The organism is Novosphingobium sp. PP1Y (assembly GCF_000253255.1).
Classification (GTDB): Bacteria; Pseudomonadota; Alphaproteobacteria; order Sphingomonadales; family Sphingomonadaceae; genus Novosphingobium.
This window is the reverse complement of sequence record NC_015580.1, coordinates 3,350,546-3,366,584: the sequence shown is the minus strand read 5'-3', so window position 1 is coordinate 3,366,584 and position 16,039 is coordinate 3,350,546. Positions and strand designations below refer to the sequence as shown.

Below are 16,039 nucleotides of genomic sequence, written 5' to 3'. Positions count from 1 at the left end.
GCAGTTGACCCGCCGAAGTGGAGTTGAACCGGAACTGGTCGGGTGACTTGTCCAGGAGCGCGGCATGGATTTTTGTTTCTAACTCAATGATATATACCCAGCTTGCGCGGTATCGCGACCCTGCCATGAGTACCTCTGGATGCCCTTGCGGTGACCGCCGAAGTAACCGGCAAGCAGTTCCGATGCCTCGGCTGCCAGGGCCTCGAAGATCACCTCGCGCAGCTTGTGGTAGAACAGGATCGCGGTGTTGCGGTTGACGCCCGAAATCTCCGCCGCCGCGCGCGCTGTCACGCCCCCGCAGAAATACTTGATCAGTTCTTCCTGGACACCACGCCCAAGGCGGCTCCTGCGCCTCTCACTAACCATATGACATACATAGCCTTTATCTGCTATCTAGGTCAGCCCCCAATCAGTTATGGCATGTTGACCCAGTCACGGAACACGCCGATGACGTCAACTTTGGCAGCCTACACACTGGCGCATTGAAGCCAGTCAAAGTACCCCGGTCGCGCTCATCACGTTGCGGCCATCGGCGGCGAAGGCACCGAGTTCCACCTCGTCGCTTGTCCGGCGCAGGACGAGGTGCAGTGCCTCGCCGCACATGCCCGGCGAATTGCCACGGAAGGCGAAGCGCTTCATCGCATTGTCACCGAACTCGCGCGCGGCGAGATCAAGCAGCAGAGTCGCGGTGAGCGGGCCGTGGACGACGAGCCCGCGATAGCCTTCCTCGGCAGTCGCATAGGCGAGGTCGTAATGGATGCGGTGGCTGTTGAAGGTCAGTGCGGAAAAGCGGAACAGCAACGGCTCGGTGGGAAGGATCGTGCGGTGCGTCTGCCATTCGGACGGATCAAAGCGCCCCTCGCCAAGCGGTGAGGGCACCGGCGGACTTCCGGCGTGGGCGGCTTCCTTGTAGACGATCGACTGCACTTCGCTGACTGCCAGCCCGTTTTCGCCATGCGTCTCATGCGCCACATCGACGAAGACCAGCGAACCCGAACCGCCCTGTTTGGCCTTGATCGAGGCAACGCGCGACGTGCGCTTCACCGCTTCGACAGCCTTGAGTGGGGCATGGAATTCCACCGCGCTCGATGCCCACATCCGGCGTGGCAGTTCGACCGGCGGCAGGAAGCTTTCCGGGCTGTCGTCACGCCGGGGATGGCCATCGGTGCCCAGCACCGCAGTCGGCGCGTCGGGCAGGCACAGGCACCAGTGGAAGGCCTGGGGCGTGGCTCCATCGGCGGGTGCGGCGCGATCGAGCGTGGCGAGCCAGCGGGCGAAGTGGCCCGGATCGATCCGGTCGGCGCGGTGTTCCTCGCGGCCGATCCATGCGCTGAAATCGCTCATCAGTTGCGTCCTCCCGCCATGCCCTTGGCAATCACCTGCGCCTGGATTTCCGCGGCGCCTTCGAAGATGTTGAGGATGCGCGCATCGCACAGCACCCGGCTGATCTCGAATTCGAGCGCATAGCCATTGCCGCCGTGAATCTGCAAGGCCGCATCGGCGTTGCTCCACGCCGCGCGCGCGCCGAGCAGCTTGGCCATGCCCGCCTCGATATCGCAGCGCTTGCCCGAATCCTTGGCCCGGGCGGCGGCATAGGTCAGCTCGCGTGCGAGCACCATGTCGGTGAGGCTCATCGCCAGCTTGTCGGCCACGCGCGGGAACTGGACGATCGCCTTGCCGAACTGCTTGCGGGCAAGCGCATAGTCGAGCCCCAGTTCGAGCGCGCGGCGGGCGACGCCCACGGCACGCGCGGCGGTCTGGATGCGCGCGCCTTCGAAGGTGCGCATGATCTGCTTGAAGCCCTGTCCTTCCTCGCCCCCGAGCAGCGCATCGGCGGGCGCGCGCATGCCATCGAACGAGAGCGCAAATTCGCGCATGCCGCGATAGCCGAGCACCTCGATCTCGCTCCCCGCCATGCCCTCGGCGGGGAAGGGATCACCCTCGGTCCCGCGTGGCTTGGGCACCAGCAGCATCGACAGCCCGGCATAGCCCCTGGCATCGGGCAGCGTCCTGGTGAGCATGGTCATCAGGTCAGACCGAGCGGCGTGGGTGATCCAGGTCTTGGCCCCATCGATCACCCATTCGCCCGAAGCATCCTGCCGGGCGCGGGTTTGCAGGCTGCCGAGGTCAGAGCCGACATCGGGCTCGGTAAACACGGCGGTGGGCAGCACCTCGCCGCTGGCGATCTTTGGCAGCCAGTGCGCCTTCTGCGCCTCGGTGCCGCCGAGCACGATCAGCTCGCCCGCGATTTCCGAGCGGGTGCCGAGCGATCCGGTGCCGATCCACCCGCGCGAGAGTTCCTCGGTGACGAGGCACATCACCAGCTTGCCGAGGCCCAACCCGCCGAATTCTTCCGGAATGCACACGCCGAAAGTGCCGAGATCGGCCATGTGCTGCACCGTCTCGTCCGGGATCAGATCATTGGCCAGGTGCCACTTGTGGGCATGGGGAATGATCTCGGCATCGGTGAACCTGCGATACTGGTCGCGGATCGCGTCGAGTTCGCTGTCGTGGAACGTCTCGGACGGCCACTGCCCTTCGGCGAGCGCAGCGGCCACATCGGCGCGGGCTTTCGCATGATCGCCGTGGATCACGTCGAGTGCGGCTTCGCGCAGGGCAAAGGCCGCTTCGCCAAGATCGAGGTCGCCGGGGCGGAATATCTCGTTCTGCCCCATCGGCAGGCCGCCGATCAACTGCGAGATCGTTTCGGCGAAGGCCAGCCGGGCCACCTTGGCATCAAGCGGATTGGCATTACCGCCCGCCTCCAGCCATTCCGCCACCGCCTCCAGCGCGGCGACCGATGTCGCTACCCAGGCAAAGCCGTGGGCAGCGCGCTGCTCGGTGTCGATATGGCTCACCTCAAGCCGCAGGCGCAGCTTGTCGAGTGCGGCGGCGCGGAAGCTCCGTGCGCCTTCGAGTGCTTTTTCGAATGGTGAGGAATTTGGCATCATGCCTTCTCGAAAATCGCGGCGAGGCCCTGGCCGCCGCCGATGCACATCGTTTCGAGGCCATAGCGGCTTCCGCGCCGCTGCATCTCGCGCGTCAGATTGGCGAGGATGCGCCCGCCCGTCGCGCCAATCGGGTGCCCGAGCGAGATGCCCGAACCGTTGACGTTGAGAATCTCGTGCCGGCTGTCGTCGTCCGACCAGCCCCAGCCTTTGAGCACGGCGAGCACTTGCGGGGCGAAGGCCTCGTTGAGTTCGATCACGCCGAGATCATTCCAGCCAAGGCCCGAGCGGCGGAAGAGCCGCTCGACCGCCGGCACCGGGCCGATGCCCATGCGGCTCGGTTCGCAGCCTGCCGCGGCCCATGAATGGAACCAGGCGATAGGTTCGAGTCCCAGTTCCTCCAGCTTGTCCTCGGCGACGACGAGGCAGGCGGCACCGGCATCGTTCTGCTGGCTGGCATTGCCCGCCGTCACCACCCCGCCTTCGAGCGGACGCAGCGCACCGAGCGATTCCATCGTGGCATCGGCACGGTAGCCCTCGTCGTGAGCGAACAGCACGGGATCGCCCTTGCGCTGCGGGACGGGCACGGGAACCAGTTCATCGGCGAACAGGCCGTTCGCCCAGGCTGCCGTGGCGCGCTGGTGGCTGCGAACGGCATAGGCATCGCAAGCCTCGCGCGTGATACCATAATCCTTGGCGCAATTTTCTGCCGTTTCGATCATGCCGGTGATGACGCCAAAGCGCGAAATCGGCTGGCTCATCACCCGCCCGCGCGTCAGCCGATCGTGCAGTTCCAACCCGCCCGACTTCACGCCCTTGCGGATCTGGGTCGTGTAATGTTCGACGTTGGACATGGACTCGACACCGCCCGCCAGCACCACGTCGCTGGCGCCGGTCTGGACCATCATCGCCGCGTCGATCACCGCCTGGAGCCCTGAGCCGCAGCGCCGGTCAAGCTGGTAGCCGGGAACCTCGATCGGATAGCCCGCCGCCAGCCACGACCAGCGCCCGATCGCCGGGGCCTCGCCATTGCCATAGCCTTGGGCAAAAACGACATCATCGACCCGTGCGGGATCGATCCCGGTTCGCTCGATCAGCGCCTTGATGATGACGGCACCGAGATCGCCTGCGCCCATCGAGGACAGCGATCCGCCGAACTTGCCGACGGCGGTGCGAAGGGGCGCGACGATGGCGGCCCTTCGCAGACTTTGGGTGCGGAGCTGGGTCATGCGGCGGTTCCTACGATTCCGGAGTCGATGAGGCGGGCGATTTCGCCCGAGGAGAGGTTGAGGCGTTGGCTGAGCACCTCTTCGCTGTGCTGGCCATTGCGCGGGGCGCTCTGCGGGGCGGTGCGCTCCACCTGCGGAACCGAGGCGAAGGCTCCTGCGGCGGGATAGACCAGATGGCTGGGGTTCGGAGCGGAACCGAAGATCGGATTGTCCGCCACCATGGCCGGATCGTTCACCGCGTCGAGCATGGTGCGATAGGCGGAATGGACCACGCCCGCGGCATCGAAGGCCGCGGCCAGTTCTGCATGGCCGCGCGCCGCAATCGCTGCCTCGAACAGCGAGAACAGGGCGTCGCGGTGGGCAAAGCGCAGGCCATCGTCCCTGGCGAAGGACACGCCGCGCGTCGCCTCTATGGCGGCGATGGCCTCGCCGATGCCGAGCACGCTGATCAGGTTCGACCATTGGCGCGGCGTGACCACCACGATCATGGTCCGCTGGCCGTCGGCTGTCACGAAATCGCGCCCGAACAGGCCATAGACGGCATTGCCGGTGCGCGGCCGGTTGGCGTCTTCATAGACCATCTCGGCCACCCCGCCGAGGTTGGCCACCGTGCCTATGGCGACGTCGGACAGCGGAATGCGCACCTCGCAGCCCTGCCCGCTGCCATCGCGGCGGCGCAGCGCGGCCATCAGCGCGAATGCGGCATAGGCGCCGGTGAGCAGGTCCCACGCGGGAAGCACGTGGTTGACCGGATCGGGTCCCGGCCCGGTCATCATCGGATAGCCGACCGCGTTGTTCACCGTGTAGTCGAGCGCGGGCGCGCCATCGGGCCAGCCCATGACGCGGATCGTCACCAGCCCCGGGCAGCCCTGCGCCAGCCTGTCATGCCCGAGGAACCCCTCGGCGGGGAAGTTGGTGATGAACTGGCCAACGCTTCGCACCAGTTCCTGCAGCAGTTCGCGCCCTTCCGGCCTGCCGAGATCGAGCGCGACCGATTTCTTCGCCCGGTTGAGGTTTTCCCAGTAGAGCGAATCGTTGGCCTGGGTGACCGGCCAGCGGCGGAAGTCCGGGCCGCCGCCGATCTGGTCGACGCGAATGACCTCGGCGCCCATCTGCGCGCAATAAAGGCCAGCGGACGGCGAGGCGACGAACGAGCTTGCCTCGATGATCGTCAGGCCGTCCAGCAGGTCATACATGGCAGGTCAGCCCCGGCTGCCGGCGTTGAATTCGCGCAGCATGTGCTTGGCGATCTGCAATTGCAGGATCTGGGTGGTGCCTTCGTAAATGCGGAACACGCGTGCGTCGCGGAAGAAGCGTTCGGCATCGTATTCGGCAAGATAGCCCGCGCCGCCATGGATCTGGACGCAGCGATCGACGACGCGGCCGCACATTTCCGAGGCGAAGACCTTGAGCGCGGCCGCCTTGCGCAGCACGTTCTCGCCGCGATCGGCGCGGGCGGTGACATCGGCCATCATGCATTCGGCGGCGTAGATCTCCGTCTCGCTTTCCGCGAGCATCTGCTGGATCAGCTGGAAATTGGCGATCGGCTCGCCGAATGCCTTGCGTTCGGTGGCATAGCGGATCGCCGAATCGAGCGCGCGCCTGGCCTGCGCCGTCGCCATGGCGCCCACCGAAATCCGCCCGTTGTCCAGGCTCTGCATGGCAAAGACGAAGCCCCGGCCAAGCTCGCCGCCCAGCAGGGCATCGCCGGGCAACCGCACGTCGTCAAGGATGATGTCGGCGATGGAACTGCCTGCCTGGCCCATCTTCTTGTCGTTCTTGCCAACCGAAACGCCGGGCGTGTCCATGGGAACGATGAACGCGGAAACATGCGCGTTCTTCGGAAGGTTGTCCTTGCTCGTGCGGGCCATGATCACCGCAACCTTCGCGTAGGGGGCATTGGTGATGTAACGCTTGGTGCCGTTGAGCACCCAGCCATCGGCCGTCTTTGCCGCGGTGGTCTGCATTCCGGCAGAATCCGAACCGGAACCCGGCTCGGTCAGGCCGAACGAGGCGATTTCCCCCGCTGCGATGCGCGGCAGCCACTGGGCCTTCTGCGCCTCGGTTCCGCCGTTCTTGAAGGCCGAACAGACCATGCCGATGTTGATCGAGACCAGCGAGCGGAAGGCCGGCATGGCATAGGACAGGGCATGAATGGTGCGCGCATACTGATCGATGTTCATCCCCGCGCCGCCGAATTCCTCGGGAACGGTCAGGCCGAACAGGCCCATGTCGCGCATCTCCTGCACGATTTCCTCGGGGACGGCATCGTTCTCGATGACATCCTTCTCGATCGGAATGAGCCGTTCGCGAACATAGCGGTGCACCTGCTCCACGAATTGATCGAAAACGTCGTCATCCATTCCGGTATTGCGCATAGTGCACCTCAATTTCAGCGGGGAGCGGTAATCATACGGGATCGTAAGGGAACACGTCGGCCGAAACCTCGTCGGCGCGCGCGAAGCTTGGCCTGAAGGCGGGAATCAGCTGATCGGCAATGTCCTGCGGCGTCCAGCCTTCCGTCCTGGTCATCGAACGGACTGGGCGCGGTTTGCTGAACAGGAGGATTTCATTCTTGCGAACCGAGAATATCTGATTCGTCACATCCCTTGCCGCGTCCGAGGCGAGATAGACCACGAGCGGCGCGATCTTGTCCGCGCTCATCGTTTTGAGCCGCTCGACGCGCTGCTTCTGATCGTCCGTTTCGGCGGGGATCGATGAGGTCATCCGGCTCCAGGCGAAGGGCGCGATGCAATTGGAGCGCACGCCCACCCGCGCCATATCGAGTGCGATGGATTGCGACAGGCCGACGATGCCCAGCTTGGCCGCGCTGTAATTGGCCTGGCCGATGTTGCCGATCAGGCCCGAGGTCGAGGTGAAATGGATGAAACTGCCCGACCGCTGTTCCCGGAAATAGGGGGTCGCCGCCTTCGACACGTTGAAGCAGCCGTTGAGATGAACGTCGATGACCGCGCGCCAGTCCTCATGGCTCATCTTGTGCCAGATCGTGTCTCGCAGAATGCCGGCATTGTTGACCACGGCATCGATTCTGCCGAACTGCTGCACGGCGTCGTCGATGATCGATGCCGCGCCTTGCGGAGCGGTGACGCTGGCAAGGTTGGCATGGGCCTGTCCGCCCGCGGCGACGATTTCCCGGGCGGTCTGGAGGGCAGGCCCTGCATCCTCGCCGTCGCCCTCGCCGCTGACTCCAGGATCGTTGACCACCACCGCCGCCCCGTGGCGCGCGCAAAGCAGCGCGATCTCGCGGCCCACGCCCCGGCCAGCCCCGGTCACGGCGATCACCTTGCCTTTGAGCATGTCCATGATTCGAAGTCCTCTATGAAAGCAGTCGCATTACAATCTTGCGCGGAAAATTCAATATTCTGCATTGTAATTCACACTTAGGAATTTTATCTAATGAATATGGTCGGCCCAGTTCGTTCAGTTTCCCATGCGATCGCAATCCTGCGCCTGTTGTCGGTTCGGAGCGAGGCGCTGACTCTGGCCCAGGTCGCACGGTCACTCGGTCTCAGTCCTTCCAGCTGCCTCAACCTCCTCAAGACCCTGGTGTGCGAGGGGGCGGTCCGGCAGGATGAGGGCAAGCGCTATTCGCTTTCCGAAGCCTGGGTTTCCTGTCGTGGTCTGGCAGAGGATCGTCAGGCGCAATTCGTATCCCGTGTGCAAGCTCTGCTTTGCCGGTTCGCGAGGCAGCAGAAGGCGACGGTCGGTCTTTGGCGCATGAGCAGCCCCAATCGCGTTGAACTGATTGCGCTGGGCGAAAATGATTCGCCCACCCGCATCCTGCTCGCCTTGGGGCAGCGCCAGCCCTTGGGGGCCGGTTCCGTTGGCAGAGCCCTTGCTGTGGGCCAGGACATCGACAGGACTGAACTGCAGAACAGGTTTACCGACTGCCGCTGGGCGCGCCCGCTGGATTTCGCGGATTTTGCCGCGCAAGTGGATCAGGCCCGGCGCGATGGCTTTGCCGCTGACCAAGGGTTTGCCTTCGCCGGCGTTGCCTCCGTTGCCTGCTTTCTTGCCGTGAAATCAGGTTCATACTGCGTGTCGGCCTCCGTCTTTGAAGGGATGCGCGACGCGGCGGAGATGCACCAACTCGGAACAGGTCTTTGCCGGATCGCTGCGACGATCGAAGCTGCCGAAACGCCCTGATTCGGGCTTCATGAGGGTCAAGCCAGCCATGCACGAAGAAGAGAGCTTTGCCGAAATCCGCGAAGCAGTGCGCAGGCTTTGCGCAAATTTTCCCTCACTTTATTGGCAGGAACTTGACCGGGATCGAAGCTATCCCGCCGCTTTTGTCCAGGCGCTGACCGAGGCGGGTTTCCTGTCCGTCCTCATTCCCGAAGAATTCGGCGGTTCGGGCCTGGGGCTTGGCGCGGCGACGGCAATTCTTGAGGAGATTCACCGCACCGGTTGCAATGGCGGTGCGTGCCATGCCCAGATGTATACTATGGGCACACTCCTGCGTCACGGGTCACCGGAACAGAAGGCGCGCTACCTGCCGGGCATCGCCAGCGGCACACTGCGTCTCCAGGCCTTTGGCGTGACCGAGCCCGGAGCCGGGACGGATACCACCCGCATCACCACCACGGCGCGGCGGGAGGGCGACGATTACGTGGTCAACGGCCAGAAAATCTGGATCAGCCGGGCCGAACATTCCGATCTGATGCTCCTGCTGTGCCGCACGACGCCGCGGGATCAGGTCCAGCGCACCTCTGACGGCATGAGCGTCTTGATCGTCGATTTGCGGGAAGCCGTCGGCCATGGCCTGACGATCCGTCCGATCCGCACCATGCTCAACCATGCGACGACCGAACTGTTCTTTGACGACCTGCGGGTCCCTGCCGGGAACCGGATCGGCGAGGAAGGCCGCGGTTTTCGCTACATCCTTGACGGCATGAACGCCGAACGCATCCTGATCGCGTCGGAATGCGTCGGCGATGCGCTCTTCTTCATTGATCGGGCCAGCGCCTATGCCAGGGAGCGCCGCGTTTTCGGCCGGCCTATCGGCCAGAACCAGGGCGTGCAGTTTCCCATCGCCCGGGCATACGTGCAGGCAACATCAGCAGCGCTGATAGTTGATCGTGCCGTCTCCAGGTTCGAAGCGGGAGATCCTTGCGGGACCGAGGCCAACATGGCCAAGCTGGTCGCTTCGGAGGCTTCATGGTTTGCGGCGGACATGTGCCTTCAGACGCACGGCGGCTTCGGTTTTGCTGAGGAATACGACATCGAGCGCAAGTTCCGCGAAACCCGCCTCTATCAGGTCGCGCCGATTTCGACCAATCTCATCCTCAGCCATGTGGCGACCCATGTGCTGGGGCTGCCCAAGTCGTTCTGAGGCGCCCGATCACATGAACCATCATTTCAAGGGGCTGGATGATATGCCGCTAGATGTATCCAGATTGATGGCCTTCCGCATTCCTGATGGAAGGCAGGAAATCGACGCGCGCAAGGTGGCGTTCTATGCCCTGTCCGTCGGCATGGGCCAGGACCCGCTTGATGCGCGCCAGCTGCCCTACGTCAATCTTGCGGCGAAGCAGAAGATCATGCCGTCGATGGCCCTGGTCTTGGCCCATCCGGGCTTCTGGCTGGCCGATCCGGCCACGGGCGTCGATCCGGCCAGCGTCCTGCATGCCGAGCAGCGCTTCGATCTGCTCGCGCCGATACCGGGTGAGGGCATCGTCACCAGCCGCAGCCGGATTACCGGCCTGATCGACAAGGGGCCCGGCCGGGGGGCCTTCATGATCACCGAAACCATGCTGTTTGACGGGATGGAGCGCCCGTTTGCGCGGCTGGAACGATCCACTTTCCTGCGCGGTGCAGGGGGCTTCGGGGGAGACAACCCTGCGCAGGACAGGATCGCGATGCCGGACCGCGCACCCGATCACGTGGCCGAACTGGCAACCCGGCCCGAACAGGCGCTGTTCTACAGCCTCAACGGCGACACCAACCAGATTCACCTGGACCCGGCGGCAGCAGTGCGCGCAGCGCTTGAGCGCCCCATCCTGCACGGGCTTTGCACGGCAGGGCTGGTCTGCCACGCCCTGCTGCGAACGCTCGCCGACTATGACGAAACCAGGCTGACCGGCTTCAGCCTGCGGTTCAGCGACATCGTATATCCAGGCGAAACCATAAGCGTTGAAATCTGGGATTGCGGCGCCTTCCAGGCGCGCGTGGCCGAACGCGGCGTCACGGTGATCAATGCCGGGCGATGCGTCATCGATCACAAGGCCTGAACGCCTGCCGGATGGCGGCGTGCAGGGCCTTTCCGGCACAGCGGCGCCGGTCAACCGCTAGCCAGACGGCCCGGAAACGGAACACTGGCTGACTTCTGCAATTGAAAACCCATTCCCAATAGTGCAACGAGGGGGCGGGTAGGGAAGCAAGGCTCCTTGATCGTTTCGTGCACATGAACGTTTCGTGCACGCGCAGGATTGCGGGCCGGAAGGAATGGCAGAGACCATAGGGGTGGAAAGCAGCGACGATCTTGAAGCGCAACGCCAAATGCGGATCGGCTTTGCCCTGGCAACTGTCGCTTACCTGATCTACGGCATCATGCCGATCTACATGAAATTGCTGCAAGCGGTGCCGCCCGGGCAGATCATGGCGCACCGCGTGGTCTGGTCGGTTGCGCTTCTGGCGCTGACCGTCAGCCTCTCGCGGCGGTGGAACGTGATCGGGCTGGCGATCACCCGGCCGGGGCAGGTCGGCCTGCTGGCCATGGCGGCAGCGATGATCGCCGCCAACTGGCTGCTTTACATCTGGGCAGTGCAGCACAATTTCGTGCTTGAAACCAGCCTCGGGTTCTTCATCACGCCCCTGCTTACCGTTCTGCTGGGGATGGCCGTGCTGCGCGAGCGGCTGCGGCGGCTTCAGGCCGTTGCCGTCGGCCTCTCCGCCGTCGGAGTGGGCGCGCTGGCGCTTGGCCAAGGCGGCAGCCTGTGGATCGCGCTGGTGCTTGCCGGCACCATCAGCTGCGCCGGACTGATTCGCAAGACCATGCCGTTTGATCCTTTGTGCGGACTGCTCCTGGAAACCTTGCTGATGGCCCCGTTTGCGATCGTCTGGCTTTGGTGGGGCGTGTCTCACGGCCAGCCCCTTTTCAGCGCTGTTCTTTGCGAGAACATTCTCTTGGTGCTGACTGGCGTGGTAACTGCGGTTCCACTTCTGCTTTTCAGCATTGCCGCGAAAAAGATGCCTTACGCATTGGCTGGGCAATTCCAGTATATCGGACCGACACTCCAGTTCATGCAGGCTGTGTTGCTGTTTCATGAACCCTTCGGCATCCTTCATATGTTCACCTTCGCCTGCATCTGGATCGGTCTTGCCTTTTTTGCCTACGATGTTCTGCGTCCTTGGTTCAGGCAGGTTTCCGCAGTTCGGGCGGTCGCTGAGTCGAGACAGTGACGGCAAGCTTGTTAGACCTGATCGATGTATGTACACGGCTGGTGTCGCTAGCTGCGCACACGCTGGTTCTGAACCGGGAAGGAAAACTACGCGCCGAATTGGCTTCGGCAGCATAAGGGCGATCAGGCGAGATCAGCATTGAACGGTGGAACCATGAACTACGGAAGAGATGCAATCGCGGCCCTAAGAGACATCGAAGCCAAGGATGGTGAGAGTCAGCGAAAGTCGATTCAATCAGTCGAGATCGGCGCAAGGGTGCTGCTTGCCTTGTTGAAGGCAGACCGAGGCGAGTCCTTCCTCAGGGAAGTTGCCGACAATTCCGGGCTGTCGCGCAGTCAGGCACACCGCTACCTGTTGGCCTTTGTCAATACCGGGATGGTTGAACAGAATCCCGAACGCGGACAATACGCTCTGGGCCAGCTTGCTGTGCGCCTTGGCCTTGCCGCGATGGCCCGAATGGATCCCTTGCGCATTGCAACCGAGCATCTTGAAAGACTACTCAGTGAACTCAAGACCACCGGGTTGCTGAGTGTGTGGGGCGATTACGGGCCCACCGTAATTCGCTGGATCGATGGCGGCATACCTTTGTTCACCTCGATGCATGTCGGCTCGAACTTGCCGTTGCAAGGTTCATCGACGGGTACCCTTTTCCTCGCCTTTTGCCCGAAAGAACAAACGGCCGAAAGGGTCGCACGAGAAAGAGAGGAGGGAATCGTCGTTGACGATGAGGAACTCGCCAAACAGGTTGAAGAGGCCCGAAAGCAAGGTCTTGCGAGAACCTATGGAAGCGTTGTTCCGGGTCTTTCCGCAGTCTCGGTGCCTGTCCTGGATTCGCAAGGCAACCTTGTGGCGACGATGAGCATTCTGGCACGTTCCCAGGACAAGCCCTTTTTCAGCAAGGCCAGGATCGAGCGAATTATCCAGCAAGGGCGGGAAGCGAGCATTGCGATCGGCTGGTCTGGCAAGACTTGATCTGCCGTTCTATCTGATGCAATTAATTGTATTATATGCTATGCACATGGAATCTGATCTGCGGCTCGATAATTGATCCGAGAGCGTTGATTTGCGTGCCCATAATAAGGGGAGCACCTCTCGATGCCGGGTGGGATGTTGGCTGAGTTGTCAAATGTTTAGCTGGTTTATAGGCAAAGGCATGACGCAGCCTTAGTGAGCGAAAAAAGGCGTCGGCACCCATCTGTAGAGTAAACGATGCCTCCTGAAGCCGCTTATCCTGGAAAAGTGATCGGTCGACGCGAATTCATTGCCATGATGGCGATGATACAGGCGTTGCAGTCGCTTGCCTTTACCGCCCTTCTGCCTGCTCTGGGGATCATTTCGATCGACCTGCAGGCCGGGGAACCTAACCAGCGCCAACTCTTGATAAGTGTTTTCCTGGTCAGCTCGGGGTTCAGTGCGTTACTGCCCGGGACCATCTCGGATCGTTACGGACGCAAGCCCGTCCTTCTTTCCTTCATGGCCATGTTTGTCGTCATCAATTTCGTCTCGGCGTTCGTGCGCGATTTCCATCTGCTCCTAGTTCTTCGCGGGCTGCTGGGCGTAGCGTCGTCCGGACTGACCGTGCTGCCGCTGGCCATCATCCGCGATCGCTTCGAAGGAGCGGGGATGGCAAAACTGCAAGCGACGGTTGCGATGCTGTTCATGGCTGTGCCAACTTTCGCCCCCAGTCTGGGTTTCGTATTGCTTGAGCTGGCGGGCTGGCGGGCCATCTTCGTCGTCATCGCGGTCCTGGCTCTGGGCGGCATGGGGTGGTATTTCTTCCGCCTTGAGGAAACCCTGCCGCCCGAACGGCGCCGCGCGGGCCGTTCGCGTGATCTGCTTGGCAATGTCGGGCTGGTGCTGACCAATAGGGAGTCGATCGGCTACGTGATCGGCATGGCGCTGATTTTCGGCGGTCACTTCGGCTTCATCAACAGTTCGCAGCAATTGATTGCGGAGCACTTCGGCGCGGGATCGGCCTACCCTCTGATCTTCGGAACAATGGCCGCCACGATGGCGCTTGCCAGCTTCACCAACTCCGCGATCGTCGAGTGCTATGGGGCCAGGCGAATTGGGCATGTGGCGATCTTCTGCCATCTGGCGGCATCCACCGGGCAACTGGTGCTGGCCAGCATGCCGGGTGAGACATTGCTCGAGTTCGTACTGCTGATGTCGGCCAACATGTGCCTGCTGATCACGGTCTTCATCAATTTTACCGCCATCGCCTTGCAACCGTTCGGACACCTTGCCGGCGCTGCGGCTTCGGTGCAGTCGTTTTTCAGACTGGTGCTGGGTGCCGGGCTGGGAGGGCTGATCGGTCTGGCTTACGACGGCACACCCCGACCGCTGGCGCAATCCCTGGTCCTGGTCGGCCTCCTGACCTTGCTGCTGGTCCTGTTCAGCGAGCGGGGAAAGCTGTTCGGGCAGGCAGGTGCCCAGTCGGCTTCGCGCTGATGATCGGGATACCTAGGCTCAGCCCGGCCCGGCGGTTTCGGGCACGCCCGGCGCGGCCTTGTCGGAAACCATCCTGATCCCGTCGATCACGATCGGGCTGGCCACGCCGGGGCGGCCCTCGCGTTCGATCGCCATGCCGCGTGCAACGACCTGCGGGTTGGCAAAGACCTGATCGAGTTCGTTGATCGGGCCGGCGGGGACCCCGGCAGTCTCCAGCCGCTCGGCCAGGTCTTCCCGATTCCATGTCATGGTCAGGTCTTCCAGCAGGGCGATCAATTCCACCCGGTTGCGGATGCGCTGCGGGTTGGTGGCGAAGCGCTCGTCCCGATCCAGCGGGGTATCGAGCACCCGGCACAAGCTGGCGAACTGGCCATCGTTGCCCGCCGCGATGATCAGTTCGCCATCGCGCGTTGGAAAGGCCTGGTAGGGCACGAGATTGGCATGGCCATTGCCGACACGGCGCGGCACGACGCCCGATGTCATCCAGTTGAGCGCCTGGTTGGCCATGACGCTGACCATGGTGTCGAGCAGAGCCATGTCGATATGGGAACCCAATCCGGTGTCACGCCGCCGGTTGAGCGCGGCGAGGATCGCGACCGTGCTGTAGAGCCCGGTGAACAGGTCGGCTGCGGCGATTCCGGCTTTCTGCGGTTCGCGCTGCGGCTCGCCGGTCATCGACATCAGGCCGCCCATGGCCTGGGCGATATAATCGTAGCCGGGACGGTGTGCAAAAGGCCCTGTCTGGCCAAAACCGGTGATTGAGCAAGTGATCAAGCGTGGATTGAGCTTAGCCAAGGAAGCATGATCGAGCCCGTACTTGGCGAGGCCACCCACCTTGTAGTTCTCGATCACGATGTCGGCTTGCCGGACAAGATCGCAGACCAGTTCCTGCCCTTGGGCCGTTGCAATATCGACCGCTACAGAGCGTTTGCCCCGGTTGGTCGAGTGGTAGTAGGCAGCGCCCAAATTTTCACCGTCATCCGACATCATGAAGGGCGGACCCCATTGGCGAGTGTCATCGCCGCTGCCGGGACGCTCGATCTTGATGACCTCGGCGCCCAGATCGGCCAGCAGCTGTCCGCACCATGGACCGGCCAGGATCCGGGCCAGCTCCAGCACGCGAACCCCGCTCAGCGGCTTGGCCATGCCGTCGGCGGGCGATTGCGTCTGCCATCCGATCGTCGGCATCGTTTCAATCCGCTGCTTGTCCGGCGATCCGGGCCGCCCAGTCCTTGGCCATGTCGCCAGCCGCCTTGGCCAGCGCGAAGGCATCGATCCCGATCGCGACGAAACGCGCGCCGCCATCAAGGAATTGCTGGACCAGGCGCTGGTCGCGCGACAGGATGCCGCAAGGTTTGCCGGTTGCCCTGATTCGGGTCAGCGCGCACGCGGTCACTTCGGACAGGGCGGCGAAATTGCTTTCGCCCAGCAGACCCAGCGACGCGGCCAGATCGACCGGGCCGACGAACAGCGCATCGATGCCATCGACGGCGGCGATCGCCTCGACGTTTTCCAGCGCCAGCGCGGTCTCGATCTGGACGATGATGCACAGATGGTGGTTGGCTTCGGCAACATAGGCCGGGTAGCGCCCCCAACGCGCAGCCCGGGCGCCACCGATGCCGCGCTCGCCCTGCGGTGGATAGCGCGCGGCCTTGACCAGCGCTGCCGCCTGTTCGGCGGTTCGACCATCGGGACCATGATCGTCTGGGCGCCGAGATCGAGAACCTGGTGGATCGTCACCGGGTCATCGCTGGCGACCCGGACGACTGCGGAACAGGGCGGATTGGCGTCCACCGCGCGGAGCTGATCGGCGATGCCCGGCAGGGTTTGGGCGCCGTGCTCGGCATCGACCAGCACCCAGTCGTAACCCAGCCCGGCGCAGATTTCGGCGATGTTCGGGCTTGCAAGTGCGAGCCAGAAGCCGAGCTGCACCGGCCCCTCGGCCAGGCCTTGCTTGAAACGGTTCGCAGGAGTCTTCATCGGTTGTGG

The 16,039-nt window shown here is 63.3% G+C and carries 14 protein-coding genes and 1 pseudogene; 6 read left to right on the top strand and 9 right to left on the bottom strand.

All coding sequences use genetic code 11. The annotated features are described in order from the left end of the window. Positions 1-78 precede the first annotated feature (78 nt). The 7 genes from PP1Y_RS21905 to PP1Y_RS21875 all read right to left on the bottom strand — a co-directional run bounded on the left by PP1Y_RS21905 (position 79) and on the right by PP1Y_RS21875 (position 7,495). Positions 79-366 carry a hypothetical protein gene (locus tag PP1Y_RS21905; RefSeq protein ID WP_041559086.1) on the bottom strand — a complete coding sequence of 96 codons (288 nt, stop codon included), beginning with the start codon at positions 364-366 and terminating at the stop codon, positions 79-81. Between the two features lie 126 nt (positions 367-492). Then, positions 493-1,344, bottom strand: coding sequence for a MaoC family dehydratase N-terminal domain-containing protein (locus PP1Y_RS21900; RefSeq protein WP_013834131.1), 852 nt, complete (start codon positions 1,342-1,344; stop codon positions 493-495). Beyond that, the gene (locus PP1Y_RS21895; protein WP_013834130.1) at positions 1,344-2,948 is read right to left on the bottom strand and encodes an acyl-CoA dehydrogenase family protein; all 1,605 of its coding nucleotides are present in this window, start codon (positions 2,946-2,948) and stop codon (positions 1,344-1,346) included. Before PP1Y_RS21895 ends, PP1Y_RS21900 begins: the two co-directional genes overlap by 1 nt. Beyond that, the gene (locus PP1Y_RS21890) at positions 2,948-4,177 is read right to left on the bottom strand and encodes an acetyl-CoA C-acetyltransferase (protein ID WP_013834129.1); all 1,230 of its coding nucleotides are present in this window, start codon (positions 4,175-4,177) and stop codon (positions 2,948-2,950) included. The genes PP1Y_RS21895 and PP1Y_RS21890 overlap by 1 nt, the downstream gene beginning before the upstream one ends. Then, positions 4,174-5,373 (bottom strand): CoA transferase, encoded by a 1,200-nt coding sequence (locus PP1Y_RS21885; protein WP_013834128.1) that lies wholly within the window; start codon positions 5,371-5,373, stop codon positions 4,174-4,176. Before PP1Y_RS21885 ends, PP1Y_RS21890 begins: the two co-directional genes overlap by 4 nt. Before the next feature lie 6 nt (positions 5,374-5,379). Beyond that, positions 5,380-6,555: an acyl-CoA dehydrogenase family protein gene (locus tag PP1Y_RS21880; RefSeq protein ID WP_013834127.1), complete on the bottom strand. Its 1,176-nt coding sequence runs from the start codon at positions 6,553-6,555 to the stop codon at positions 5,380-5,382. Positions 6,556-6,586: 31 nt separating this feature from the next. Then, positions 6,587-7,495, bottom strand: coding sequence for an SDR family NAD(P)-dependent oxidoreductase (locus PP1Y_RS21875; RefSeq protein ID WP_013834126.1), 909 nt, complete (start codon positions 7,493-7,495; stop codon positions 6,587-6,589). A 99-nt stretch (positions 7,496-7,594) separates the two neighbouring features. Here PP1Y_RS21875 and PP1Y_RS21870 point away from each other — a divergent pair, with 99 nt between their 5' ends. From PP1Y_RS21870 to PP1Y_RS21845, 6 genes are all read left to right on the top strand, one after another. Next, entirely contained in the window at positions 7,595-8,344 is a 750-nt protein-coding gene (locus tag PP1Y_RS21870; RefSeq protein WP_041559084.1) for an IclR family transcriptional regulator, read from the top strand. 10 nt (positions 8,345-8,354) lie between these two features. Beyond that, complete coding sequence (locus tag PP1Y_RS21865; RefSeq protein WP_083835234.1) at positions 8,355-9,530, top strand: acyl-CoA dehydrogenase family protein; 1,176 nt, start codon at positions 8,355-8,357, stop codon at positions 9,528-9,530. Between the two features lie 13 nt (positions 9,531-9,543). Next, the gene (locus tag PP1Y_RS21860; RefSeq protein ID WP_232512506.1) at positions 9,544-10,428 is read left to right on the top strand and encodes a MaoC/PaaZ C-terminal domain-containing protein; all 885 of its coding nucleotides are present in this window, start codon (positions 9,544-9,546) and stop codon (positions 10,426-10,428) included. 214 nt (positions 10,429-10,642) lie between these two features. Further along, positions 10,643-11,599 carry an EamA family transporter RarD gene (gene rarD / locus PP1Y_RS21855; RefSeq protein ID WP_065762421.1) on the top strand — a complete coding sequence of 319 codons (957 nt, stop codon included), beginning with the start codon at positions 10,643-10,645 and terminating at the stop codon, positions 11,597-11,599. Positions 11,600-11,737: 138 nt separating this feature from the next. Next, positions 11,738-12,571, top strand: a complete 834-nt coding sequence (locus PP1Y_RS21850) for an IclR family transcriptional regulator (RefSeq protein ID WP_232512505.1) — start codon at positions 11,738-11,740, stop codon at positions 12,569-12,571. Positions 12,572-12,865: 294 nt separating this feature from the next. Then, positions 12,866-14,050 carry an MFS transporter gene (locus PP1Y_RS21845; RefSeq protein ID WP_041559083.1) on the top strand — a complete coding sequence of 395 codons (1,185 nt, stop codon included), beginning with the start codon at positions 12,866-12,868 and terminating at the stop codon, positions 14,048-14,050. Between the two features lie 18 nt (positions 14,051-14,068). On the opposite strand, the gene PP1Y_RS21840 is transcribed toward PP1Y_RS21845, so the two are convergent. Both PP1Y_RS21840 and PP1Y_RS25510 read right to left on the bottom strand, forming a co-directional pair. After that, entirely contained in the window at positions 14,069-15,196 is a 1,128-nt protein-coding gene (locus PP1Y_RS21840) for a CaiB/BaiF CoA-transferase family protein (RefSeq protein WP_013834119.1), read from the bottom strand. 46 nt (positions 15,197-15,242) lie between these two features. After that, a pseudogene (locus PP1Y_RS25510) lies at positions 15,243-16,030 on the bottom strand (HpcH/HpaI aldolase/citrate lyase family protein). Positions 16,031-16,039: the final 9 nt, after the last annotated feature.

What these genes read in the sequence shown, in the direction of transcription:
- rarD (WP_065762421.1), top strand. Translation starts at nt 10,643, where the DNA reads ATGGCAGAGACCATAGGGGTGGAAAGCAGCGACGATCTTGAAGCGCAA.
- PP1Y_RS21905 (WP_041559086.1), bottom strand. Translation starts at nt 366, where the DNA reads ATGGTTAGTGAGAGGCGCAGGAGCCGCCTTGGGCGTGGTGTCCAGGAA.
- PP1Y_RS21870 (WP_041559084.1), top strand. Translation starts at nt 7,595, where the DNA reads ATGAATATGGTCGGCCCAGTTCGTTCAGTTTCCCATGCGATCGCAATC.
- PP1Y_RS21875 (WP_013834126.1), bottom strand. Translation starts at nt 7,495, where the DNA reads ATGCTCAAAGGCAAGGTGATCGCCGTGACCGGGGCTGGCCGGGGCGTG.
- PP1Y_RS21885 (WP_013834128.1), bottom strand. Translation starts at nt 5,373, where the DNA reads ATGTATGACCTGCTGGACGGCCTGACGATCATCGAGGCAAGCTCGTTC.
- PP1Y_RS21860 (WP_232512506.1), top strand. Translation starts at nt 9,544, where the DNA reads ATGAACCATCATTTCAAGGGGCTGGATGATATGCCGCTAGATGTATCC.
- PP1Y_RS21895 (WP_013834130.1), bottom strand. Translation starts at nt 2,948, where the DNA reads ATGCCAAATTCCTCACCATTCGAAAAAGCACTCGAAGGCGCACGGAGC.
- PP1Y_RS21880 (WP_013834127.1), bottom strand. Translation starts at nt 6,555, where the DNA reads ATGCGCAATACCGGAATGGATGACGACGTTTTCGATCAATTCGTGGAG.
- PP1Y_RS21865 (WP_083835234.1), top strand. Translation starts at nt 8,355, where the DNA reads ATGAGGGTCAAGCCAGCCATGCACGAAGAAGAGAGCTTTGCCGAAATC.
- PP1Y_RS21845 (WP_041559083.1), top strand. Translation starts at nt 12,866, where the DNA reads ATGATGGCGATGATACAGGCGTTGCAGTCGCTTGCCTTTACCGCCCTT.
- PP1Y_RS21900 (WP_013834131.1), bottom strand. Translation starts at nt 1,344, where the DNA reads ATGAGCGATTTCAGCGCATGGATCGGCCGCGAGGAACACCGCGCCGAC.
- PP1Y_RS21840 (WP_013834119.1), bottom strand. Translation starts at nt 15,196, where the DNA reads ATGGCCAAGCCGCTGAGCGGGGTTCGCGTGCTGGAGCTGGCCCGGATC.
- PP1Y_RS21890 (WP_013834129.1), bottom strand. Translation starts at nt 4,177, where the DNA reads ATGACCCAGCTCCGCACCCAAAGTCTGCGAAGGGCCGCCATCGTCGCG.